This window comes from Escherichia sp. HH091_1A (genome assembly GCF_030295175.1).
GTDB classification, from domain to species: Bacteria; Pseudomonadota; Gammaproteobacteria; order Enterobacterales; family Enterobacteriaceae; genus Escherichia; species Escherichia coli_F.
This window is the reverse complement of record NZ_AP025747.1, coordinates 2,966,252-2,990,631: the sequence shown is the minus strand read 5'-3', so window position 1 is coordinate 2,990,631 and position 24,380 is coordinate 2,966,252. Positions and strand designations below refer to the sequence as shown.

Annotated in this window: 18 protein-coding genes, 1 tRNA gene and 1 pseudogene; 12 read left to right on the top strand and 8 right to left on the bottom strand. The window is 47.4% G+C overall.

The window, feature by feature from the left end; translation table 11 throughout:
- Positions 1-397 precede the first annotated feature (397 nt).
- Together emrK and emrY are read left to right on the top strand one after the other, a co-directional pair.
- Positions 398-1,561 (top strand): multidrug efflux MFS transporter periplasmic adaptor subunit EmrK, encoded by a 1,164-nt coding sequence (gene emrK / locus QUF14_RS15075; protein ID WP_000435154.1) that lies wholly within the window; start codon positions 398-400, stop codon positions 1,559-1,561.
- The gene (gene emrY / locus QUF14_RS15070; protein ID WP_100733841.1) at positions 1,561-3,099 is read left to right on the top strand and encodes a multidrug efflux MFS transporter permease subunit EmrY; all 1,539 of its coding nucleotides are present in this window, start codon (positions 1,561-1,563) and stop codon (positions 3,097-3,099) included. The genes emrK and emrY overlap by 1 nt, the downstream gene beginning before the upstream one ends.
- Positions 3,100-3,227: 128 nt before the next feature.
- On the opposite strand, the gene dsdA is transcribed toward emrY, so the two are convergent.
- Positions 3,228-4,556, bottom strand: a complete 1,329-nt coding sequence (gene dsdA, locus QUF14_RS15065) for a D-serine ammonia-lyase (protein ID WP_000426412.1) — start codon at positions 4,554-4,556, stop codon at positions 3,228-3,230.
- Positions 4,538-4,756, bottom strand: a pseudogene (locus tag QUF14_RS15060) (GntT/GntP/DsdX family permease); the annotation flags it as partial. The pseudogene QUF14_RS15060 and the gene dsdA, both read right to left, overlap by 19 nt.
- A 256-nt stretch (positions 4,757-5,012) precedes the next feature.
- On the opposite strand from QUF14_RS15060, the gene cscR reads away from it, so the two are divergent.
- Complete coding sequence (gene cscR / locus QUF14_RS15055; protein WP_024212071.1) at positions 5,013-6,008, top strand: sucrose operon repressor CscR; 996 nt, start codon at positions 5,013-5,015, stop codon at positions 6,006-6,008.
- A gap of 7 nt (positions 6,009-6,015) precedes the next feature.
- Here the strand turns inward: cscR and cscA are convergent, their stop codons facing one another.
- Positions 6,016-7,449 carry a sucrose hydrolase gene (gene cscA, locus QUF14_RS15050; protein ID WP_000194534.1) on the bottom strand — a complete coding sequence of 478 codons (1,434 nt, stop codon included), beginning with the start codon at positions 7,447-7,449 and terminating at the stop codon, positions 6,016-6,018.
- A gap of 215 nt (positions 7,450-7,664) precedes the next feature.
- Here cscA and cscK point away from each other — a divergent pair, with 215 nt between their 5' ends.
- Positions 7,665-8,579, top strand: coding sequence for a fructokinase (cscK, locus tag QUF14_RS15045; RefSeq protein WP_001274880.1), 915 nt, complete (start codon positions 7,665-7,667; stop codon positions 8,577-8,579).
- A 71-nt stretch (positions 8,580-8,650) separates the two neighbouring features.
- The gene (gene cscB, locus QUF14_RS15040) at positions 8,651-9,898 is read left to right on the top strand and encodes a sucrose MFS transporter (RefSeq protein ID WP_001197033.1); all 1,248 of its coding nucleotides are present in this window, start codon (positions 8,651-8,653) and stop codon (positions 9,896-9,898) included.
- A gap of 79 nt (positions 9,899-9,977) precedes the next feature.
- On the opposite strand, the gene QUF14_RS29065 is transcribed toward cscB, so the two are convergent.
- From QUF14_RS29065 to QUF14_RS15025, 3 genes are all read right to left on the bottom strand, one after another.
- Positions 9,978-10,082: a DUF4942 domain-containing protein gene (locus QUF14_RS29065; protein WP_462606792.1), complete on the bottom strand. Its 105-nt coding sequence runs from the start codon at positions 10,080-10,082 to the stop codon at positions 9,978-9,980.
- A gap of 251 nt (positions 10,083-10,333) precedes the next feature.
- Positions 10,334-10,408 (bottom strand) — tRNA-Arg (locus tag QUF14_RS15030).
- A 75-nt stretch (positions 10,409-10,483) separates the two neighbouring features.
- Entirely contained in the window at positions 10,484-11,416 is a 933-nt protein-coding gene (locus tag QUF14_RS15025; RefSeq protein WP_000368131.1) for a formate/nitrite transporter family protein, read from the bottom strand.
- A gap of 294 nt (positions 11,417-11,710) precedes the next feature.
- On the opposite strand from QUF14_RS15025, the gene mlaA reads away from it, so the two are divergent.
- A complete protein-coding gene (mlaA, locus tag QUF14_RS15020; protein ID WP_000776770.1) occupies positions 11,711-12,466 on the top strand; it encodes a phospholipid-binding lipoprotein MlaA in 756 nt (251 codons plus the stop codon).
- A 181-nt stretch (positions 12,467-12,647) separates the two neighbouring features.
- Here the strand turns inward: mlaA and QUF14_RS15015 are convergent, their stop codons facing one another.
- Both QUF14_RS15015 and fadL read right to left on the bottom strand, forming a co-directional pair.
- Positions 12,648-13,847, bottom strand: coding sequence for a hypothetical protein (locus tag QUF14_RS15015; RefSeq protein ID WP_000936158.1), 1,200 nt, complete (start codon positions 13,845-13,847; stop codon positions 12,648-12,650).
- A gap of 366 nt (positions 13,848-14,213) precedes the next feature.
- Positions 14,214-15,554 carry a long-chain fatty acid transporter FadL gene (fadL, locus tag QUF14_RS15010; protein ID WP_024212069.1) on the bottom strand — a complete coding sequence of 447 codons (1,341 nt, stop codon included), beginning with the start codon at positions 15,552-15,554 and terminating at the stop codon, positions 14,214-14,216.
- A 371-nt stretch (positions 15,555-15,925) separates the two neighbouring features.
- Between fadL and QUF14_RS15005 the strand changes: the two genes are divergently transcribed.
- From QUF14_RS15005 to QUF14_RS14980, 6 genes are all read left to right on the top strand, one after another.
- Positions 15,926-16,210, top strand: a complete 285-nt coding sequence (locus QUF14_RS15005) for a YfcZ/YiiS family protein (protein WP_001296261.1) — start codon at positions 15,926-15,928, stop codon at positions 16,208-16,210.
- A gap of 182 nt (positions 16,211-16,392) precedes the next feature.
- On the top strand, positions 16,393-17,703 hold the full coding sequence (gene fadI / locus QUF14_RS15000; protein WP_000531904.1) for an acetyl-CoA C-acyltransferase FadI: 1,311 nt from the start codon (positions 16,393-16,395) through the stop codon (positions 17,701-17,703).
- Positions 17,703-19,847 carry a fatty acid oxidation complex subunit alpha FadJ gene (gene fadJ / locus QUF14_RS14995; protein WP_000425048.1) on the top strand — a complete coding sequence of 715 codons (2,145 nt, stop codon included), beginning with the start codon at positions 17,703-17,705 and terminating at the stop codon, positions 19,845-19,847. The genes fadI and fadJ overlap by 1 nt, the downstream gene beginning before the upstream one ends.
- A gap of 202 nt (positions 19,848-20,049) precedes the next feature.
- The gene (gene sixA, locus QUF14_RS14990; protein WP_001195813.1) at positions 20,050-20,535 is read left to right on the top strand and encodes a phosphohistidine phosphatase SixA; all 486 of its coding nucleotides are present in this window, start codon (positions 20,050-20,052) and stop codon (positions 20,533-20,535) included.
- Positions 20,536-21,081: 546 nt separating this feature from the next.
- Positions 21,082-21,642 (top strand): fimbrial protein, encoded by a 561-nt coding sequence (locus tag QUF14_RS14985; RefSeq protein WP_000032642.1) that lies wholly within the window; start codon positions 21,082-21,084, stop codon positions 21,640-21,642.
- Between the two features lie 84 nt (positions 21,643-21,726).
- Positions 21,727-24,363, top strand: a complete 2,637-nt coding sequence (locus tag QUF14_RS14980; protein WP_286333057.1) for a fimbrial biogenesis outer membrane usher protein — start codon at positions 21,727-21,729, stop codon at positions 24,361-24,363.
- The last annotated feature ends 17 nt before the right edge of the window (positions 24,364-24,380 follow it).

The following is a 24,380-nucleotide window of genomic DNA, read 5'->3' as shown; positions in this document are numbered from 1 at the left end:
TGAAGCATCTCCCTTCTCCCTGTAGTAATACAGACATAAGGCATCATCTCATTTTCTCAATAAAAATAAGAAAATTTGCGCTTCCTTTAAGATAATTCGGTAAGTATACCATATAAATAGTCAGCATAAATAAAATGTCAACAATAAATTCAGGGATAATACCGCTAACTTATAGTTTCAAATGAGCACTATAAGGCTTCTCATTAATCCTACAGGCGTAAGAATTGTATTGCAAAAGTCACGGTTCAGTCCTCTGTTGTATCTTCTGCAACTCCTTTAAATTAGGCCTCCAACGTTCCTGGGATAATGTGTAACACATGCACTGTGTTTGATATGAAGAATGAATACTCTTTTCATTCAATTCATAAATTTCATCTATGCGAAATGAGAGATAATAGTGGAACAGATTAATTCAAATAAAAAACATTCTGACAGAAGAAAATATTTTGCTTTATTAGCAGTGGTTTTATTTATTGCGTTTTCAGGAGCCTATGCCTATTGGTCACTGGAATTAGAAGACATGATTAGTACAGATGACGCCTATGTTACGGGGAATGCTGATCCAATTTCTGCACAAGTCTCAGGCAGTGTCACTGTCGTTAATCATAAAGATACGAACTTTGTTCGACAGGGTGACATTTTAGTTTCACTGGATAAAACTGATGCTACGATTGCACTCAATAAAGCTAAAAATAATCTGGCAAATATTGTGCGACAAACGAATAAACTATACTTACAGGATAAACAATACAGTGCCGAAGTCGCTTCAGCACGTATCCAGTATCAACAATCTTTAGAAGATTATAATCGTCGTGTGCCGCTAGCAAAGCAGGGGGTTATTTCAAAAGAAACGCTGGAGCACACCAAAGATACGTTAATAAGTAGCAAAGCGGCATTGAATGCAGCTATTCAGGCTTATAAAGCGAACAAAGCCTTAGTAATGAACACACCATTAAATCGCCAGCCACAAGTTGTTGAAGCTGCGGATGCAACCAAAGAAGCCTGGTTAGCGCTTAAGCGTACGGATATTAAGAGTCCGGTTACTGGTTATATTGCCCAGCGAAGTGTGCAAGTTGGCGAAACAGTGAGTCCTGGACAATCGTTAATGGCTGTCGTACCGGCACGTCAAATGTGGGTTAATGCCAACTTTAAAGAAACACAACTCACGGATGTACGGATTGGTCAATCGGTTAATATTATCAGCGATCTTTATGGTGAAAATGTTGTGTTTCATGGTCGGGTGACAGGGATCAATATGGGAACCGGCAATGCGTTCTCCTTATTACCTGCACAAAATGCGACAGGGAACTGGATCAAAATCGTTCAGCGTGTACCGGTTGAGGTGTCTCTGGATCCAAAAGAACTCATGGAACATCCCTTGCGCATTGGTTTATCGATGACTGCAACCATTGATACCAGGAACGAAGACATTGCCGATATGCCTGATCTGGCTTCATCCGTGACGTCCATGCCTGCTTACACCAGTAAGGCCTTAGTTATCGATACCAGTCCGATAGAAAAAGAGATTAACAACATTATTTCTCATAATGGACAACTTTAATGGCAATCACTAAATCAACTCCGGCACCATTAACCGGTGGGACGTTATGGTGCGTCACTATTGCATTGTCATTAGCGACGTTTATGCAAATGTTGGACTCCACTATTTCTAACGTCGCAATACCCACAATATCTGGCTTTCTCGGAGCATCAACGGACGAAGGCACATGGGTTATCACATCGTTTGGCGTAGCAAATGCCATTGCGATCCCTGTTACCGGCAGGCTGGCACAAAGAATAGGCGAATTAAGGTTATTTTTACTATCAGTAACCTTCTTTTCGCTGTCTTCATTAATGTGTAGTCTTTCGACTAATCTTGATGTTCTTATATTTTTTAGAGTCGTCCAGGGATTAATGGCGGGACCGTTAATTCCATTGTCACAGAGTTTATTATTAAGGAATTATCCGCCAGAAAAAAGAACATTTGCTTTGGCGTTATGGTCAATGACCGTAATTATCGCTCCGATTTGTGGGCCGATATTGGGTGGCTATATTTGTGATAACTTTAGTTGGGGATGGATATTTTTAATCAATGTCCCTATGGGGATTATCGTCCTGACATTATGTTTAACTTTACTTAAAGGAAGAGAAACTGAAACTTCACCGGTCAAAATGAATTTACCAGGGTTGACCCTGTTAGTGCTCGGTGTTGGTGGCTTGCAAATTATGCTTGATAAAGGGCGCGATCTGGATTGGTTTAACTCGAGTACAATAATAATATTAACAGTAGTATCAGTTATTTCTCTGATCTCTTTAGTCATTTGGGAGTCGACCTCAGAGAACCCGATTCTTGACCTCAGTTTGTTTAAGTCGCGTAATTTCACCATTGGTATTGTGAGTATCACCTGCGCGTATTTATTTTACTCTGGAGCGATAGTACTTATGCCGCAGTTACTCCAGGAAACGATGGGGTATAATGCGATATGGGCCGGACTTGCTTATGCGCCCATCGGCATCATGCCACTATTGATTTCGCCTTTGATAGGACGTTATGGCAACAAAATAGACATGCGGGTGTTAGTGACATTTAGTTTTTTGATGTATGCGGTTTGCTATTACTGGCGTTCTGTGACATTTATGCCAACGATTGATTTCACAGGCATCATTTTGCCACAGTTTTTCCAGGGATTCGCCGTTGCCTGTTTCTTTTTACCCTTAACAACGATTTCGTTTTCAGGGTTGCCAGATAATAAATTTGCCAATGCCTCGAGTATGAGTAATTTTTTTCGTACCCTGTCAGGATCAGTTGGTACGTCGTTGACAATGACGTTGTGGGGACGACGCGAATCGTTACACCATAGTCAGTTGACAGCAACCATCGATCAATTTAACCCCGTGTTTAATTCATCATCACAAATTATGGATAAATACTATGGTTCGCTTTCAGGGGTTCTTAATGAAATTAATAATGAAATAACCCAGCAGTCACTTTCTATTTCTGCAAATGAGATTTTCCGTATGGCGGCTATTGCTTTTATCTTACTTACAGTTTTAGTTTGGTTCGCGAGACCGCCGTTTACAGCGAAAGGCGTTGGGTGATGGTAAAAAGAGGAGGCTAGAGCAGGTAAGTCCGCGGAATTTTGAACCTGTACCATCATTTTATATGGATATTATCAGGCAGCATCGCTCACCCAGGGAAAGGATGGCCATGCTGCGGTGAAACGTTATTAACGGACTTTAGCCAGATATTGCTTCATCTCTTCTTCCGGCACCATTCCACCTCCTGTCGCCCACACCAGATGAGTGGCATTACGCAGTTGTTCTGTGCTGAAACCTTGCATCTGTTGGTAAATTACTGATGCGCACACGCGCTGAGGCCCGGTCATACCCGCCAGTGCTGAAGGCTCAAGACGAATGTCTTCTTCCTGCGCCAGCCAGCCAAGCATGTCATACATGGTTTGATCGCTAAGGGTATAGAAGCCATCCAGCAGACGCTCCATTGCCCGCCCGACAAAGCCTGATGCGCGACCAACAGCAAGGCCATCCGCTGCGGTAAGGTTGTCGATACCAATATCCTGAACAGAAATCTGATCGTGTAGTCCGGTATGGACGCCTAACAGCATACAAGGGGAGTGCGTGGGTTCGGCAAAAAAGCAGTGAACATGATCGCCAAACGCTAGTTTAAGACCGAATGCGACGCCACCAGGACCACCGCCAACACCACACGGCAGATAGACAAACAGAGGGTTATCAGCATCGACGATACGACCTTGCTGAGCAAATTGCGCTTTTAGACGCTGGCCTGCGACGGAATACCCAAGGAACAACGTGCGGGAATTCTCGTCATCAATAAAGAAACAGTTCGGGTCAGACTGCGCTGCTTTACGTCCTTCCTCGACGGCAACCCCATAATCTTGCTCATATTCCACGACCGTAACGCCATGGCTGCGCAGTTTCGCTTTTTTCCATGCCCGGGCATCAGCAGACATATGCACTGTCACCTTAAAGCCAATGCGGGCGCTCATAATGCCGATTGATAACCCCAGATTTCCGGTTGAGCCCACAGCAATGTTGTATTGGCTAAAGAACTGCTTAAACTCCGGAGAAAGCAGTTTGCTGTAGTCATCTTCAAGCGTCAGCAACCCTGCTTCCAGAGCCAGTTTTTCTGCACGTGCCAGGACTTCATAAATCCCGCCGCGTGCTTTTATGGAGCCGGAAATAGGCAAATGGCTATCTTTTTTCAGTAACAGTTGCCCGCTGATCGGTTGCTGATATTCCTTTTCCAGCCGTTTTTGCATAGCCGGAATGGCAACCAGTTCTGATTCAATAATCCCTCCAGAGGCAGCCGTTTCAGGAAATGCTTTTGCCAGATAGGGGGCAAAACGAGATAAGCGCGCATGGGCGTCCTGAACATCCTGTTCGGTCAGGCCAACATAAGGTAAACCTTCAGCCAATGAGGTCGTGCCAGGATTGAACCAGGTGGTTTCTTTAAGAGCAACCAGATCCTTTACCAACGGATACTGGGCGATGAGCGAGTTCATTTTAGCGTTTTCCATAGTACGTCTCTTTGCGCTTCGATGATAAATGACAGCAGGAATGTGCCCGCCAGAGCGACGACTGAAGCGATAAATGTCGCTGTCGTATAGTATTTATATGTTTCACTGAGCGTAGCGCCGCAAAATTGTTTCATCAGCCAGAAAAGCGGGTCCGTAACGATCGTGCAGCCAATCGCAATAATTTCCGGGCTGATGTCTGGTTACAGCCACAGCACAATGATCCATATTTATATTTTTTCTCCGGGTGGGTGATGCCAGTCGGTATGTTTTACCTACTTGTCTGCATGGTGACTCGTTGGCGAGAACAGAGGCGGAATTGGTTACAATTGTCCGGGAATTCTTGTTATTTTTTACTGTATTGTCGTGTCGGGTGATAGGACGTTGAGAATATCGCGGGATCTCGCCAGTGACGTCTGTTTCTGCTACAGTGCCCGTTTTACGGCAAACGGCTTGGGTATGGCTTCATTAAAGGATGTCGCACGCCTGGCGGGAGTGTCGATGATGACTGTCTCCCGGGTGATGCATAATGCAGAATCTGTGCGTCCTGCAACGCGTGACCGCGTATTGCAGGCAATCCAAACCCTGAATTATGTTCCTGATCTTTCCGCTCGTAAGATGCGCGCTCAGGGACGTAAGCCGTCGACTCTCGCCGTGCTGGCGCAGGATACTGCTACCACTCCTTTCTCTGTTGATATTCTGCTTGCCATTGAACAAACCGCCAGCGAGTTTGGCTGGAATAGTTTTTTAATCAATATTTTTTCTGAAGATGACGCTGCCCGCGCGGCACGTCAGCTGCTTGCCCTCCGTCCGGATGGCATTATCTATACTACAATGGGACTGAGGCATATCACGCTGCCTGAGTCTCTGCATGGTGAAAATATTGTATTGGCGAACTGTGTGGCGGATGACCCAGCGTTACCCAGTTATATCCCTGATGATTACACTGCCCAATATGAAGCAACACAGCATTTGCTCGCGGCGGGCTATCGTCAACCGTTATGCTTCTGGCTACCGGAAGGTGCGTTGGCAACAGGGTATCGTCGGCAGGGATTTGAGCAGGCCTGGCGTGATGCTGGACGAGATCTGGCTGAGGTGAAACAATTTCACATGGCCATAGGTGATGATCACTACACCGATCTCGCAAGTATACTCAATGCCCACTTCCAGTCTGGAAAACCAGATTTTGATGTTCTGATTTGTGGTAACGATCGCGCAGCCTTTGTGGCTTATCAGGTTCTTCTGGCGAAGGGGGTACGTATCCCGCAGGATGTCGCCGTAATGGGCTTTGATAATCTGGTTGGCGTCGGGCATCTGTTTTTACCGCCGCTGACCACAATTCAGCTTCCACATGACATGATCGGGCGGGAAGCTGCATTGCATATTATTGAAGGTCGTGAAGGGGGAAGGGTAACGCAGATCCCTTGCCCGCTGTTGATCCGTTGTTCCACCTGATATTATGTTACCCCAGTTGCCAGAGTGCTCCATGTTGCAGCACGGCCACTCCGTGGGCGGCATAGAGCGACAGTTCCCGTTCTTCTGGCTGCGGATAGATTCGGCTACTCATCACAGCTTCCCCGTCGTTAATAAATACTTCCACGGATGATGTATCGATAAATATCCTTAGGGCGAGCGTGTCACGCTGCGGGAGGGGAATACTACGGTAACCATCTAAATTCTCGTGTGGGTAATACCGCCACAAAACAAGTCGCTCAGATTGGTTATCAATATACAGCCGCATTCCCGTGCCGAGCTGTAATCCGTAATGTTCGGCATCGCTGTTCTTCAGAGCCCAGTGCAACTGAATCTCAACCGCTTGCGCGTTTTCCTGCAAAACATATTTGTTGCTGATTGTGTGGGGAGAGATTGATTGATGCTGCTGGCGTAACGACTCAGCTTCGTGTACCGGGCGTTGTAGGAGTTTGCCATTGCTCTCTGATAGCTCGCGCGCCAGCGTCATGCAGCCTGCCCAGCCTTCACGTTTTGAGGGCATTGGCGATTCCCACATATCCATCCAGCCGATAACAATACGCCGACCATCCTTCGCTAAAAAGCTTTGTGGTGCATAAAAGTCATGCCCATTATCAAGTTCAGTAAAATGCCCGGATTGTGCAAAAAGTCGTCCTGGCGACCATATTCCGGGTATTACACCACTTTGAAAGCGATTTCGATAATTGTATCCCTCGGCATTCATTCCCTGCGGGGAAAACATCAGATAATGTTGATCGCCAAGGCTGAAAAAGTCCGGACATTCCCACATATAGCTTTCACCCGCATCAGCGTGGGCCAGTACGCGATCGAAAGTCCATTCACGCAATGAACTGCCGCGATAAAGCAGGATCTGTCCCGTGTTGCCTGGGGCTTTCGCCCCGACTACCATCCACCAGGTGTCGGCTTCACGCCACACTTTAGGATCGCGGAAGTGCATGATTCCTTCTGGTGGAGTGAGGATCACACCTTGTTTCTCGAAATGAATACCATCCCGGCTGGTAGCCAGACATTGTACTTCACGAATTGCATCGTCATTACCTGCATCATCGAGCCAGACGTGGCCGGTGTAGATAAGTGAGAGGACACCATTGTCATCAACAGCACTACCTGAAAAACACCCGTCTTTGTCATTCTCGTCTCCTGGCGCTAGCGCAATAGGCTCGTGCTGCCAGTGGATCATATCGTCGCTGGTGGCATGTCCCCAGTGCATTGGCCCCCAGTGTTCGCTCATCGGGTGATGCTGATAAAACGCGTGATAACGATTGTTAAACCAGATCAGGCCGTTTGGATCGTTCATCCACCCGGCTGGAGGCGCGAGGTGAAAATGGGGATAAAAAGTATTCCCCCGGCGCTCGTGAAGTTTTGCTAGTGCGTTTTGCGCCGCATGCAATCGAGATTGCGTCATTTTAATCATCCTGGTTAAGCAAATTTGGTGAATTGTTAACGTTAACTTTTATAAAAATAAAGCCCCTTATCTTTATAAATGTGATTAATATCACAAATGTTAACGTTAACTATGACGTTTTGTGATCGAATGTGCATGTTTTAGTAAATCCATGACGATTTTGCGAAAAAGAGGTTTATCACTATGCGTAAGTCAGATGAATTTGAGGGAAAAAAATGTCAGCCAAAGTATGGGTTTTAGGGGATGCGGTTGTCGATCTCTTGCCTGAATCAGACGGGCGCCTACTGCCTTGTCCTGGCGGCGCGCCAGCTAACGTTGCGGTGGGAATCGCCAGATTAGGCGGAATAAGTGGGTTTATAGGCCGGGTGGGTGATGATCCTTTTGGCGCGTTAATGCAAAGAACGCTGCTAACGGAGGGAGTCGATATCACGTATCTGAAGCAGGATGAATGGCACCGAACATCCACGGTGCTTGTCGATCTGAACGATCAGGGGGAACGTTCATTTACGTTTATGGTCCGCCCTAGTGCCGATCTTTTTTTAGAGACGACTGACTTGCCCTTCTGGCGACATGGCGAATGGTTACATCTCTGTTCTATTGCGTTGTCTGCTGAACCTTCGCGTACCAGCGCATTTACTGCGATGACGGCGATCCGGCATGCCGGAGGTTTTGTCAGCTTCGATCCCAATATTCGTGAAGATCTGTGGCAAGACGAGCATTTGCTCCGCTTGTGTTTGCGACAGGCGCTACAACTGGCGGATGTCGTCAAGCTCTCGGAAGAAGAATGGCGACTTATCAGCGGAAAAACACAGAACGATCGGGATATATGTGCTCTGGCAAAAGAGTATGAGATCGCCATGCTGTTGGTGACTAAAGGTGCAGAAGGGGTGGTGGTCTGTTATCGAGGACAAGTTCACCATTTTGCTGGAATGTCTGTGAATTGTGTCGATAGCACGGGGGCGGGAGATGCGTTCGTTGCCGGGTTACTCACAGGTCTTTCCTCTACGGGATTAGAGACCGATGAGAGAGAAATGCGACGAATTATCGATCTCGCTCAACGTTGCGGAGCGCTTGCAGTAACGGCGAAAGGGGCAATGACAGCGCTGCCATGTCGACAAGATCTGGAATAGTGAGAAATAAACGGCGAGGCCGTTCTTGTCTCTGAATAGGACGTGAATATTTTAACGACAGGCAGGTAATTATGGCACTGAATATACCATTCAGAAATGTGTACTATCGTTTTGCATCCAGTTACTCATTTCTCTTTTTTATTTCCTGGTCGCTGTGGTGGTCGTTATACGCTATTTGGCTGAAAGGACATCTAGGGTTGACTGGGACGGAATTAGGTACACTTTATTCGGTCAACCAGTTTACCAGCATTCTATTTATGATGGTCTACGGCATCGTCCAGGATAAACTCGGTCTGAAGAAACCGCTTATCTGGTGTATGAGTTTCATCCTGGTCTTGACCGGACCGTTTATGATTTACGTTTATGAACCGTTACTGCAAAGCAATTTTTCTGTAGGTCTAATTTTGGGGGCGCTCTTTTTTGGCTTAGGGTATCTGGCGGGCTGCGGTCTGCTTGATAGCTTCACCGAAAAAATGGCACGAAATTTTCATTTCGAATATGGAACAGCGCGCGCTTGGGGATCTTTTGGCTATGCGATTGGCGCGTTCTTTGCTGGCATATTTTTCAGTATCAGTCCCCATATCAACTTCTGGTTGGTTTCGCTATTTGGCGCTGTATTTATGATGATCAACATGCGTTTTAAATATCAGGATCAGCAGTGCGTAGCGGCAGATGCGGGAGGGGTAAAAAAAGAGGATTTTATTGCAGTTTTCAAGGATCGAAACTTCTGGATTTTCGTCATATTTATTGTGGGGACGTGGTCTTTCTATAACATTTTTGATCAACAGCTCTTTCCTGTTTTTTATGCAGGTTTATTCGAATCACACGATGTAGGAACGCGCCTGTATGGTTATCTCAACTCATTCCAGGTTGTACTCGAAGCGCTGTGCATGGCCATTATTCCTTTCTTTGTTAATCGGGTAGGGCCAAAAAATGCATTACTTATCGGTGTTGTGATTATGGCGTTGCGTATTCTTTCCTGCGCACTGTTCGTTAATCCCTGGATTATTTCATTAGTGAAGCTGTTACATGCCATTGAGGTTCCACTGTGTGTCATTTCCGTCTTCAAATACAGCGTGGCAAACTTTGATAAACGCCTGTCGTCGACGATCTTTCTGATTGGTTTTCAAATTGCCAGTTCGTTGGGGATTGTGTTGCTTTCAACGCCGACTGGAATACTTTTTGACCATGCAGGTTACCAGACGGTTTTCTTCGTAATTTCGGGTATTGTCTGCCTGATGTTGTTATTTGGCATTTTCTTCCTGAGTAAAAAACGTGAGCAAATGGTGATGGAAACGCCTGTACCTTCTGCAATATAGACGTAAACTCTTTCCGGTTGTTGTCGATAGCTCTATATCCCTCAACCGGAAAATAATAATACCAAAATGCTTAGCGCGGCTAATAATCGCCTAATCCAAACGCCTCATTCATGTTCTGGAACAGTCGCTCAAATGTACTCAGGATACGCGGTTCGCTGATTTCCAGGAAATTGTCGTAATTCAGCGACCTGTCCCGTGTATCACGGGCCTGCTAATCCATCAAGGAATGCATTGCGGAGTGAAGTATCGAGTCAAGCCAGATTTCGCGATCAGGATTCTGTGTGATGATTACATTGCCAGGCCCGGGGCTGTTTAGTCATCGCCGCACAGTGCTGAGATTTCAACCTGTTGCAGGGAAAATGAGTAGATTTAGGGCAAGTGTGCTGCCAAACCCAACTTTTACGCGGGGAAGGTAGATTTCGTTGGAAGGATAAATGGTGTCCCCTGCAGGAATCGAACCTGCAATTAGCCCTTAGGAGGGGCTCGTTATATCCATTTAACTAAGAGGACAATGCGGCATGAGTATACCCGCTAATGCTCAGCGGGGTAAGTACACTGCCGCTCGATTGCTTAAACCCTCGCCATTTATGCCGGGTTTTTATCATTTTTCTTAATGTTTTCCGCACGTTCTGCTTTTTGTCGTGCTTCTGCTTTGCGCTTGTTGCTCATGTCGTTACGGATCTGTGCATGACTCATTAACGCGAAGATAAAGGTGCCGCCGCAGATGTTTCCTGCCAGAGTAGGCAGCGCGAAGGGCCAGATGAAATCGCTCCAGTGCAGCGTGCCGTTAAATACCAGATAGAGGATTTCTACAGAACCGACAACGATGTGGGTGGTGTCTCCGAGGGCGATAAGCCAGGTCATTAATATAATCACTACAATCTTTGCCGCACCCGCTGCAGGAAACATCCATACCATAGTGGCGATCAGCCAGCCGGAAATGATCGCGTTGGCAAACATCTCACTGGGGGTGTTCTTCATCACATCCATGCCGATTTTTACAAATGCATCGCGAGTTTCTTCATTAAAGATAGGCATATATTCAAATGCCCACGCCGCAATACCTGTCCCGAGAATATTCCCCAGCAGCACGACGCCCCATAACCGCATAAGTAAGCCGACGTTGCTCATTGTCGGTTTTTGCATGACGGGTAGTACCGCAGTCACGGTGTTTTCGGTAAATAATTGCTGGCGGGCCATAATGACGATAATAAAGCCAAAGGTATAACCGAGATTCTCCAGCAAGAAACTGCCCGGCACGCCTTCCAGTTCGACATGAAATATCCCTTTTGCCAGTAGTGAAGCGCCCATCGACAGACCCGCCGCAATGGCTGACCACAGTAGCGCCATTGCGTCGCGTTCCAGCTCTTTTTCACCATCCTGGCGGATATGTTCATGAATTGCCATCGCCCGGGAGGGGAGTCGGTCTTCATCTATTTCTATTTTTTTGCCGCGTTCTTTTTCTTCGCTCTCAACTTCAATTTCGTCGCTGTGTTGATCAATTTTGTCGTTGTCCATGGTCTCTTCTCTTGAATTAGCACGTATAGCTAAAGCGTAGCGGCTTTTTTGCTCGCAACTGGCGGGAGTTACTCTGAAAATGTAGAAAAGGCTGTGTTTGCCTTTTTCTGTTTCTATAGAATCAAGTAGCCTACAGGGCGTCGATTACCAGGCTATGATCAAATCAGCAAATCAGGGCGTCTGGACATCAGTTGACGTGCTGTTACAATCGCCCACACCTAAACAGGCGGATACGGTATCGTTCCGTCATGGATGGCAAACTGCATAAGCCATAAAAAAAACAGGGAGACATTTATGAAGCTTCGCCTGTCGGCGCTTGCTCTTGGAACTACGCTTCTGGTGGGGTGTGCGAGTTCTGGTACAGATCAGCAAGGGCGTTCTGACCCATTAGAAGGGTTCAACCGCACCATGTACAACTTCAACTTCAATGTATTAGACCCGTATATTGTTCGACCGGTCGCAGTCGCCTGGCGTGATTATGTTCCGCAACCGGCGCGTAACGGTTTGAGCAACTTTACCGGCAACCTTGAAGAACCTGCGGTGATGGTTAACTACTTCTTGCAGGGCGACCCTTATCAGGGGATGGTCCACTTTACCCGCTTTTTCCTGAACACTATTTTGGGGATGGGCGGCTTTATTGATGTTGCGGGGATGGCGAACCCGAAACTGCAACGGACTGAACCTCACCGCTTCGGTAGTACGCTTGGTCATTATGGCGTGGGTTATGGGCCGTACGTACAATTACCGTTCTACGGTAGCTTCACGCTGCGTGATGACGGCGGTGATATGGCGGATGGTCTTTACCCGGTACTTTCCTGGCTGACCTGGCCGATGTCCGTGGGTAAATGGACGCTTGAAGGTATCGAAACCCGTGCGCAACTGCTGGATTCCGACGGCCTGCTGCGTCAGTCGTCCGACCCATACATTATGGTGCGCGAAGCGTACTTCCAGCGTCATGATTTCATCGCCAATGGCGGCGAACTCAAACCGCAGGAAAACCCGAACGCGCAAGCGATTCAGGATGAGTTAAAAGATATCGATTCTGAATAAGAAACAAATAAAAAAGGTGAGTCGCAAAACTCACCTTTTTTGTTGTTATCCATCAATTACCACAAGTAAAAGGAGACAAACCGACAATGACCCGGACGAAATTATGTAAAAATACTGATGTTCGTCACTGACTGTTTCCGATATTCAGACGTTGAAAAATCAAAAAACTGGACAAATAATTTTAATTATCATCAAAATTAACACCCAACGCAGAGAGTTGTTTAATTTCACTTTGATATTTCATCTGGCGATTTTGAAGTCTTTTTTCAACTTTATCTTCGATTTCCTTAAACTGTTTATATTCATTTTGAGAGTTGTCAACGTCAACTTCGTTAGCGAATAAAGTAGAAATTATTTCTTTTACATTATCGCGTCTAAATTTTGCATCGTCCACTTGAAAATTGTATCTTATTGCTCGACCTAAACGTTTAAAAACTTCGTTAGGTTCTCTCAGTCTTTCCCCGTTGAGCTCGTTTACAACCTGATGATCGGAACCTGTTGCAAATGACTCTGCCATGATAGCTTTACTGCTTTCAAACCACGCTGAAGCATTCCTGGCGTTTTCACTACAATATTGGGTGAGACTATCACCATTAATACGAATTCCTCTTTGAATGTGGTAGTCGTCCTGATCGTAGTAACCGAGAGATAAGTAATCATTTCCGTTTTTATTTTTAATTACAATAGCGAGAGAGTCGCCTTTTTTATCTTTACCGTACCAGGTAAATAAGTCCGTTGGTTCGCTTTTCCCGCTCTCATCAAGTTTCGTTACCGTATGTCTGAGTTTGTGTGATATTTTATCGAAGATAAAACCAGGATTTCCATCATATATTTCTTTTATTGCGCTGAAGATCATTTCCTTGTTATGGATATCATGAGTATTCTCTACTACATTTTCACTGATGATGGTTTGACCGACTTTTTTGTTTTCATCGTTCGCAGGTGATTTTGTTGGTTCTTGATTATTAATACCAATAATACCATCATCAGTATATTCAGCATTATTTATATCATCATGAGTCTTCTCAACTATGTTGTCATTAATGATAGTACGGACGAGTTCTTTGTCTTTATAGTTCGCAGATAATTTTATTGGTTCTTGGTTGTCGATACCAATAGTAATATAGTCTGTATCATTGGAGCCAATATCAATATAAGTAACTGAGGAATTATTGATAATTATTCTATCAAGTTCACCGGTTCCTCGTATGGCATTTTTTATAAGCTCAAGTAGATGTTTAATACAGGTACTTATTCCTTCCTTGCCATTAAAAAGGTTTTTGAACTCTTGTACTAATCCATTAACTTCATTATTGTTATTTTCATTGGTGGATTCTGTGTAAGTTGGGCAGGTATTGTTGATTGAAACAGCTGGTAGCATGATTTTATTCCACGTTGATTGATTTGTTGCAAATATATATTACCTAATAAAATAGACTATCAAAAAACGCTCATTTATTTAGAACCTATCTTTAATTTGAGTGTATGAGTGCATAATAGCCAGGGTGGTTTGAGTATCCTGGAAATTCAGAAAAGTAAACTCATTGAGAAGGACGAGCAGAATGCCTGATAATCTGTCTTTCCCTTCAGGCCTGTCTGTGGATAACGCTTACAAATTTGCAAGGGCAAGCTGCCATCAGGCTGTTTGCAAAACTCAGGAGGCAAGCAATGAGGAAACTACTTTCGGTGAAGAGAGGGAGTTAAAGTCACCTGCATAGCAGGTGACTTTAACTAAGCTAACGCGTTATCAGAACGCGTAGTTAAAGTTCGTCCCGAACAGCCAGGCTTTACCTTCAGACTCGAACTGATATGGGCCTTCGTTAATTTTCACGCTCTGGCCGTGCATATAAGAAACACCAACGTCGACTGAAGCATCTTTATTAAATGCGTAAGTCGTACCTGCACTCAGCCAGAAACGGTCCTGGTCCGGAATGGAGATAGAACGATTCTGTGCCGGAACTGGGCTGTCATCGAAGGCGATACCGGTACGGAAGGTCCAGTTATCATCGTAGTAATAAGTGGTACCCAACGCGATGCGGTAAGCATCTTTAAAGCCTTCATGTTTCTGGAACAGCGTGTCGCCACTCGTTGATGTCGCTTTCAGTTGCTGGAACTGACTCCAGCTGGTGTAAGCCAGGCTATAGTGAATTGCCCACTGCGGATCAACACGGTTATAACCCGACACTTCCCACATTTCAGGCAGGTTCAGCGTCAGATAACCCGACTGCGTTGCGCCACCTGTCGCGGTAGGAATTGGCAAACCGTAGTTATTAAAAGCCGGGTTAAGATCGCTGCTGTAGTTACCCTTGAAGTCAATTTTCACTTCAGAGCGGTAGGTCAAAGCGTAGCGGTTGTTTTTATCCAGTTCGTACAGGATCCCGGCGTTCCAGCCAAAGCCCCACTGGTTACCGTTCAGGTGAGCGATTTTGGTATTACTGTCGATGCCGTTGGCGGTAGCTGCTAATGCTTGCCCCTGAGGAGTCTGCCCAGCAGGAGATTGCATAATCTGACCAGCCACCAGTTGCCCCAGATCGCCTGCAAAACGTTCAATTTTCGCACGAGCGTAGACGGCGTTGAAACCAAGACCAAAGCTCCATGCATTGTTTAAGCGATATGCACCGCTTAAGTTCAGGTTCATGGTTTCGAGGTCGGTGGTACCACCGACAGAACCGCCTGCATAAGTATCGTTAAACTCTGTCGCCAGACCATAGTTAGAGGTAATTGAAGCCCCCCAACCAAATTGGTCGTTAATCGGTGCAACAAAGTGCATGTTCGGAACCCATGCCGTAGGCGCGATGTTATCGGCTTTCAGGCTACGACCAGACGGAGACGTTCCGCTGATATTTACATCCGGATCAATATAAACCGCACCCGCAGAAAATGTCGGGCGGTCAAACATGGTAATCAACGCGGGGTTACGGCTGACGTTACCTGCATCATCGGCAATAGCGCCTTCCCCTGAATAAGCCCGGCCCAGGCCAGAGGAAGAAAATTCGTTTAACTGAAAGCCTGCCGACCAGGCCTGGGTGGAGATAAGTGCCACTGCGACTGCGATAGCAGACTTTGTAAACAGGGTTTTCTGGCTCATGACCATAACCTCAATGATTTATTTTTATACAAACTATGTTACGTACTGTAACAGGAGCGCGAAGTGTAGGGTCTGAGGTACATCTTAGAAATCAGACCAGTGGCGAGAGTATAGGTCTGACCAGATGGAATGTTGCAAGTATGTTTCTATATTTTTTCAAATATGATCTAAGAAACGCGATCCAGCTGGCAAAATTTGGAGGTGGCGCACTCATGGATTCGGGTGAATTTTGTTTTAGATCATTTTTAAGTGTGATTTCGGTCACTTATCCGATTTTGCAGAATTAACAACTGGAGCAGCACTTTCCGGAAGCGTAAAATATCCCCAACGTTTATCTGGCACCTTAGGTGCACATACAGAGGAAATCAACGATGAGTAAATGTAGTGCTGATGAAACCCCGGTTTGCTGCTGTATGGATGTTGGCACCATTATGGACAACTCCGACTGCACCGCGTCTTACAGCCGCGTGTTTGCAAACCGCGCAGAAGCAGAACAAACGCTGGCGGCGCTGACTGAAAAAGCCCGTAGCGTTGAATCCGAACCTTGCAAAATCACCCCGACTTTCACTGAAGAGTCTGACGGTGTGCGCCTGGATATCGATTTCACTTTTGCCTGCGAAGCTGAAATGTTGATCTTCCAGCTGGGTCTGCGTTAATTCCTCTCGGGTATATACGCCCCTGTCAGTTCATGGCGGGGGCGTTTTTATTTTCTCTTCCTCTTTTCTCTCTGTGTCATAGCTCCCACTTTCCCTTTTCTCCACTTGGCTAAATGTAAAAAAATGGTTAAGACTATGATCAGGTCAGACCACTTTATTTATTTTTTTTACAGGGGAGTGTTATGGGTCAGGTTTTACCGCTGATTACCCGCCAGGGCGATCGTATCGCCATTGTTAGCGGCTTACGTACGCCTTTTGCCCGTCAGGCGACGGCTTTTCATGGCATTCCCGCTGTTGATTTGGGGAAGATTGTCGTAGGCGAATTGCTGGCACGCAGCGAGATCCCCGCCGAAGTGATTGAACAACTGGTTTTTGGTCAGGTCGTACAAATGCCTGAAGCCCCCAACATTGCGCGTGAAATTGTTCTTGGCACCGGAATGAATGTCCATACCGATGCTTACAGCGTCAGCCGCGCTTGTGCTACCAGTTTTCAGGCGGTTGCAAACGTCGCCGAAAGCCTGATGGCGGGAACTATTCGTGCGGGGATTGCCGGCGGGGCAGATTCCTCTTCCGTATTGCCCATTGGTGTTAGTAAAAAACTGGCGCGCGTGTTGGTGGATGTCAACAAAGCCCGTACGATGAGCCAACGACTGAAACTTTTTTCTCGCCTGCGTTTGCGTGACTTAATGCCCGTACCGCCTGCGGTGGCGGAGTATTCCACAGGCTTGCGGATGGGCGACACCGCCGAACAAATGGCGAAAACCTACGGTATTACTCGCGAACAGCAAGATGCGCTGGCGCACCGTTCACATCAGCGTGCTGCTCAGGCATGGTCAGAAGATAAGCTCAAAGAAGAGGTAATGACCGCCTACGTTCCTCCTTATAAACAACCGCTCGCGGAAGACAACAATATTCGCGGCAATTCCACGCTTGCTGATTACGCAAAGCTGCGTCCGGCGTTTGATCGCAAACACGGGACGGTAACGGCAGCAAACAGTACGCCGCTGACCGATGGCGCAGCGGCGGTGATCCTGATGACTGAATCACGGGCGAAAGAATTGGGCCTGGTGCCGCTGGGATATCTGCGTAGCTACGCATTTACCGCTATTGATGTCTGGCAGGACATGTTGCTCGGCCCGGCCTGGTCAACGCCGCTGGCGCTGGAACGCGCTGGATTGACGATGGCCGATCTGACATTGATTGACATGCACGAAGCCTTTGCCGCCCAGACGCTGGCTAATATTCAGTTGCTTGGCAGCGAACGTTTTGCGCGCGACGTACTGGGGCGTTCCCATGCTACTGGTGAAGTGGACGATAGTAAGTTTAACGTGCTTGGTGGTTCCATTGCGTACGGGCATCCCTTCGCAGCGACTGGAGCGCGGATGATTACCCAGACATTGCATGAACTTCGCCGTCGCGGCGGTGGATTTGGCTTAGTGACCGCTTGTGCTGCTGGTGGGCTTGGTGCGGCAATGGTTCTGGAGGCGGAATAATGGAAATGGCATCAGCTTTTACTCTTAATGTTCGTCTGGACAACATTGCAGTCATCACCATCGATGTTCCCGGTGAGAAAATGAATACCCTGAAGGCGGAGTTTGCCTCGCAGGTGCGCACCATTATTAAGCAACTTCGCGAAAACAAAGAATTACGTGGAGTTGTATTTATCTCAGCGAAACCGGACAACTTTATCGCCGGAGCAGACATCAACATGATCGGCAACTGCAAAACGGCGCAAGAAGCGGAAGAGCTGGCGCGGCAGGGGCAACAGTTAATGGCGGAGATTCATGCTCTGCCTGTTCCGGTTATCGCGGCTATTCATGGCGCTTGCCTGGGGGGCGGGCTGGAACTGGCACTGGCGTGTCATGGCCGCGTCTGCAGTGACGATCCTAAAACGGTGCTTGGCTTGCCGGAAGTTCAGCTTGGATTATTGCCAGGTTCAGGCGGTACTCAGCGTTTGCCGCGCCTCATTGGCGTCAGCACCGCGCTGGAGATGATCCTCACAGGCAAGCAACTACGGGCAAAGCAGGCTTTCAAACTGGGGCTGGTGGATGATGTCGTTCCGCACTCTATTTTACTGGAATCCGCCGTTGAGTTGGCAAAGCAGGATCGACTATCTTCCCGCCCGCTACCTGTACGCGAGCGTATTCTGGCGGGGCCGCTAGGTCGTGCACTGTTGTTCAAAATGGTCGGCAAGAAAACAGAGCAGAAAACTCAGGGGAACTATCCGGCGACAAAACGCATTCTTGAAGTCATCGAAACCGGATTAGCGCAAGGCACCAGTAGCGGCTATGACGCGGAAGCCCGTGCCTTTGGTGAACTGGCGATGACACCACAATCGCAGGCTCTGCGTAGTATCTTTTTTGCCAGTACCGAAGTGAAGAAAGATCCGGGCAGTGATGCTCCGCCCGCGCCGTTAAATAGCGTAGGAATTTTAGGTGGTGGCTTGATGGGGGGCGGTATTGCTTATGTTACTGCTTGTAAAGCGGGCTTGCCGGTCAGAATTAAAGATATCAACCCGCAGGGCATAAATCATGCATTGAAGTACAGCTGGGATCAGTTGGAGGGCAAAGTGCGCCGCCGACATCTCAAAGCCAGCGAACGTGACAAACAGCTGGCATTAATTTCGGGAACAACGGATTATCGCGGCTTTGCCCATCGTGACTTAATTATTGAAGCGGTGTTTGAAAATCTCGAATTAAAACAAAAGATGGTGGCGGAAGTAGAGGAAAATTGCGCCACTCATACCATCTTCGCTTCGAATACGTCATCTTTACCAATTAGCGATATTGCCGCTCACGCCTCGCGGCCGGAGCAGGTTATCGGTCTTCATTTCTTCAGCCCGGTAGAAAAAATGCCGCTGGTGGAGATCATTCCCCATACGGGGACATCGGCGCAAACCATCGCTACAACGGTAAAACTGGCGAAAAAACAGGGAAAAACGCCAATTGTTGTGCGTGACAAAGCCGGGTTTTATGTCAATCGCATTTTAGCGCCTTACATCAATGAAGCTATCCGCATGTTGACTGAAGGTGAACGGGTTGAGCATATCGATGCCGCACTGGTCAAGTTTGGTTTTCCGGTGGGACCAATCCAACTTTTGGATGAGGTAGGAATCGACACCGGGACTAAAATTATTCCTGTACTGGAAGCCGCTTATGGAGAACGTTTTAGCGCGCCTGCAAATGTTGTTTCTTCAATTTTGAATGACGATCGCAAAGGCAGAAAAAATGGTCGGGGTTTCTATCTTTATGGGCCGAAAGGGCGTAAAAGCAAAAAACAGGTCGATCCTGCTATTTATCCGCTGATTGGCGCGCAAGGGCAGGGGCGACTCTCCGCACCGCAGGTTGCTGAACGGTGTGTGATGATGATGCTGAATGAAGCTGTACGTTGTCTGGACGAGCAGGTTATCCGTAGCGTGCGTGACGGGGATATCGGCGCGGTATTTGGAATTGGGTTTCCGCCGTTTCTCGGTGGCCCATTTCGCTATATCGACGCTCTCGGTGCGGCAGAAGTGGTTGCAATAATGCAACGTCTGACCGCGCGGTACGGTTCTCGTTTTACCCCTTGCGATCGTTTAGTTGAGATGAGCGAACGTGGGGAAAGTTTTTGGAAAACAACTGCAACTGACCTGCAATAAGAAGGTCAAAGTTATATGAATCCGCGCTGAATGGCGGAGTGTTGGTCAAAATGTAAACGCATATTGACTATACTTACGCCATTGAGGTAAAAAACAGCGTTTCATTCGGTGAATGGATAAGGCACAATGCCGGCCACCGTCGTGTTTCTCTGGTTTCAGATGAAACACGATGGGCGAATCTGGTTAACAAAAGCGGTGCAATATGCAAGTTTTTATCATGCGTCACGGCGACGCAGCCCTCGATGCCGCCAGTGATTCGGTTCGTCCTCTGACCACTAATGGTTGTGACGAATCTCGCCTGATGGCGAACTGGCTGAAAGGTCAAAAAGTGGAAATCGAACGTGTTCTGGTGAGCCCGTTCCTGCGAGCCGAGCAAACACTGGAAGAAGTGGCGGATTGTATGGACCTGCCTTCCAGTGTAGAAGTTCTGCCTGAGCTAACGCCCTGTGGCGATGTTGGTCTGGTCAGTGCGTATCTCCAGGCACTGACCAACGAAGGTGTCGAGTCGGTACTGGTTATCTCCCACTTACCATTAGTCGGGTATCTGGTTGCCGAGTTATGTCCGGGCGAAACGCCGCCTATGTTTACCACTTCAGCGATTGCCAGCGTAACACTTGATGAAAGTGGAAACGGTCAATTCAACTGGCAGATGAGCCCGTGTAATCTGAAGATGGCAAAAGCAATTTAAAAGCTCATATGCCCGGTTGCGTACGCGTATACCGGGCAAATTTTTTCTGTCCTAATTGTGATCATATTTTACATATCACGAATTTTATTATCTTTCTTGTTATTGAAACTGGTAATAACACAGTGGAATAATGGTTTTGTATCTTGAATATAAATTAATTAATTTAATCAAGATTGAATGTTAGCAATAAATAAATGCAAAATCACTATAAATTCCTTTAGTGGTTTTTATATCCAATGCATTCACATTAGTTATGAGGTTTTTCTTTTTTTTGATGGCGTGCATGTATTTTTATTGAAAATCGAGTGAAATATTCTGATTTTGTATTTATTAATTAAATCTACATAAAGTCTTTAAGTATTACTACATTGATTGTTTTTAAAGATAAGACCAACATAACGACACACCAGAGAATATCTGTTTACATTCTATGATTATTTGGGACATATGATGTTCAATGGTTAACTAAAAGTGTCAGACATAATATATACAATAATATTATGTCAGTTGCTTGTATTATACATTTTAATGATTTAAGGACAAATAATGAGTAAGTTTGCCAAAACTGCCATTGCAGCCGCAATGGTGATGGGCGCAGTTGTCTCCACGTCAGCCTTCGCTGCAGGCAACAACGGTACTGCACGTTTCTATGGCACCATTGAAGACTCTCCGTGCTCTATCGTTCCAGACGATCACAAACTGGAAGTGGATTTAGGCAACATTGGTGCAGAAGCACTCAAAAACAACGGGACTACCACGCCGAAAGACTTTCAGATTCGTTTACAGGACTGCGTATTTGATACCCAAACGAACATGGAAACGACATTCACCGGTAACGTTTCTACGGGAAACGACAATTACTACACCATTTTTAATACCGATACAGGTGCTGCGTTTAACAATGTAAGCCTGGCGATTGGTGATAAGCAAGGTACTTCCTATAAAAGCGGTGCTGGTATTAAACAGCCGATCGTAAATGACTCAGTAACTAATAAAGGCAAACCTAAACAGACTCTGAACTTCAAAGCCTGGTTAGTCGGTGCGACGGGTACGCCTGACCTGGGTGGTTTTGAAGCGAATACCACCTTCCAGATTACCTATCTCTAAGGTAATTCACCCCCATAGCATCGCGCTATGGGGGATTTTGGCGAGTTTTTGGACTTATTATAATAATCACGGATGAATACGTGTATGCCTGACCATTCCCTTTTCCGCTTACGGGCGCTTCCCTGGTGCGTTGCCGTGGCCATCTCTGGATGCCATATCAATGCCTGGGCTGATGAAGATATTCAGTTTGATTCCCGTTTTCTGGAATTAAAAGGCGACACGAAAATCGATTTAAAACGCTTTTCAAGCCAGGGTTATGTTGAGCCAGGTAAATACAGTTTACAGGTTGAGATTAATAAACAGCCGTTACCCGGTGAATATGATATTTACTGGTATGCAACAGAAAATGATGCCAATAAGACTTACGCCTGCCTGTCGCCAGACCTGGTGGCACTGCTTGGTTTCAAAGAAGACATTGCGAAAAATTTTCAATGGGTTCACGACGGTAAATGCCTCAAGCCAGGCCAATTAGACGGTCTGGAAATGCGTGTTGATTTAAGCCAGTCCGCACTCCTTATCAGCTTGCCGCAGGCTTATCTTGAATACAGCGATGTCGACTGGGACCCTCCCTCGCGCTGGGATGATGGCATCTCAGGTTTAATTGCCGATTACAGCATCAACGCCCAAACCCGACACGAAGAAAATGGCGGTGATGACAGCAACGATATCAGCGGCAACGGTACGGTTGGCGTTAACCTTGGGCCGTGGCGCTTGCGAGCCGACTGGCAGAGCGATTATCAGCATACCCGCAGTAACGACGAAGAGACGGAAGACAGCACCGAAAGAAACTGGGACTGGAGCCGTTACTATGCCTGGCGCGCGTTACCGAGCCTGAAAGCCAAACTGGCACTCGGTGAAGATTACCTCGATTCCGATATTTTCGATGGCTTTAACTACATCGGCGGTAGTATCAGTACTGACGATCAAATGCTGCCGCCGAACCTGCGCGGCTATGCCCCGGATATTTCCGGCGTGGCCCATACGGCGGCGAAAGTCACCGTTAGCCAGGCCGGGCGCGTAATCTATGAAACCCAGGTGCCAGCCGGGCCATTCCGTATCCAGGATCTCGCCGATTTTAGCTCTGGTACGCTGCATGTGCGCATTGAAGAGACAAACGGTCAGGTGCAGGAGTATGACATCAGCACTGCCTCCATGCCGTTCCTGACTCGCCCGGGCCAGGTGCGCTACAAAATTATGATGGGGCGACCACAGGAGTGGGGGCACCATGTGCAAGGCGGGTTCTTTTCCGGTGGCGAGGCGTCCTGGGGGATAGCAAACGGCTGGTCGCTGTATGGCGGGGCGCTTGGCGATGAAAATTACCAGTCAGCCGCGCTTGGGATTGGTCGCGATCTCTCCGTTTTCGGCGCGATGGCCTTTGATATCACCCACTCGCATACCCGACTTGACGATTCGACCCCTTACGGAAAAAGCACGCTCGACGGTAACTCTTTCAGAGTCAGTTATTCCAAAGACTTTGACGAACTCAACAGCCGCGTCACCTTCGCCGGATACCGCTTCTCGGAAGAGAACTATATGACCATGAGCGAGTACCTGGACGCGAATGACAGCGCAATGGTCCGCTCAGGCAATGATAAAGAGATGTACACCGCCACCTATAACCAGAACTTCAGGGATGCCGGTGTTTCTGTTTATCTGAACTATACGCGTCACACCTACTGGGATCGTGATGAACAGACCAACTACAACGTAATGCTCTCCCACTATTTCAATATGGGCGGCATTCGTAACATGAGTATCTCTCTGACCGGTTATCGCTACGAGTATGACGACAGCGCTGACAAAGGCGTCTACATCTCCTTAAGCATGCCGTGGGGCGATAGCAGCGTTGTGAGTTACAACGGCAACTACGGTAGCGGTTCAGACAGCAGCCAGGTAGGGTATTTCAGCCGTATCGATGACGCCAGTCATTATCAGATAAACGTGGGCAACAGTGAAAATCACTCCAGCGTGGATGGTTATTACAGCCGTGACGGTTCAATGGCCCATGTGGACCTCAGTGCCAACTACCATGAAGGGCAGTACACCTCTGCCGGGTTGTCGCTACAGGGCGGCGCTACGCTCACGGCTCACGGTGGCGCGTTGCACCGTACTCAAAATATGGGCGGTACGCGATTACTGATTGACGCTGACGGTGTCGCGGACGTACCGGTCGAAGGAAACGGTGCAGCGGTGTACACCAATATGTTTGGCAAAGCCGTCGTTGCCGACGTCAATAATTACTACCGTAACCAGGCCACGATTGACCTGACCAAACTGCCAGAAAACGCCGAAGCCACGCAGTCTGTCGTGCAGGCGACGCTTACCGAAGGCGCTATTGGCTATCGTCAATTTGCGGTCATCAGTGGGCAAAAGGCGATGGCAGTTCTGCGCATGAGTGATGGCAGTTACCCACCATTCGGTGCGGAAGTGAGTAACGAGCATGACCAGCAGGTCGGCCTGGTTGATGATGACGGCAACGTCTATCTGGCCGGGGTAAAAGCGGGCGAACACATGCGTGTCTCATGGAATGGTGAACCCCACTGTGAGATTTCTCTGCCAGACCCGCTACCCGCCGACCTGTTCAATGGCCTGTTACTGCCCTGCAAGCAACAAGGCGCGGTGATGCCTGCGGCTCCGGTAGAGATTAAACCGATGATTCAGGAACAAACGCAGCAGGTCACACCTGGCGCGGAACCCATGGCTATTTCAGCAAACCAATAACGTGATTAAGGATTGAT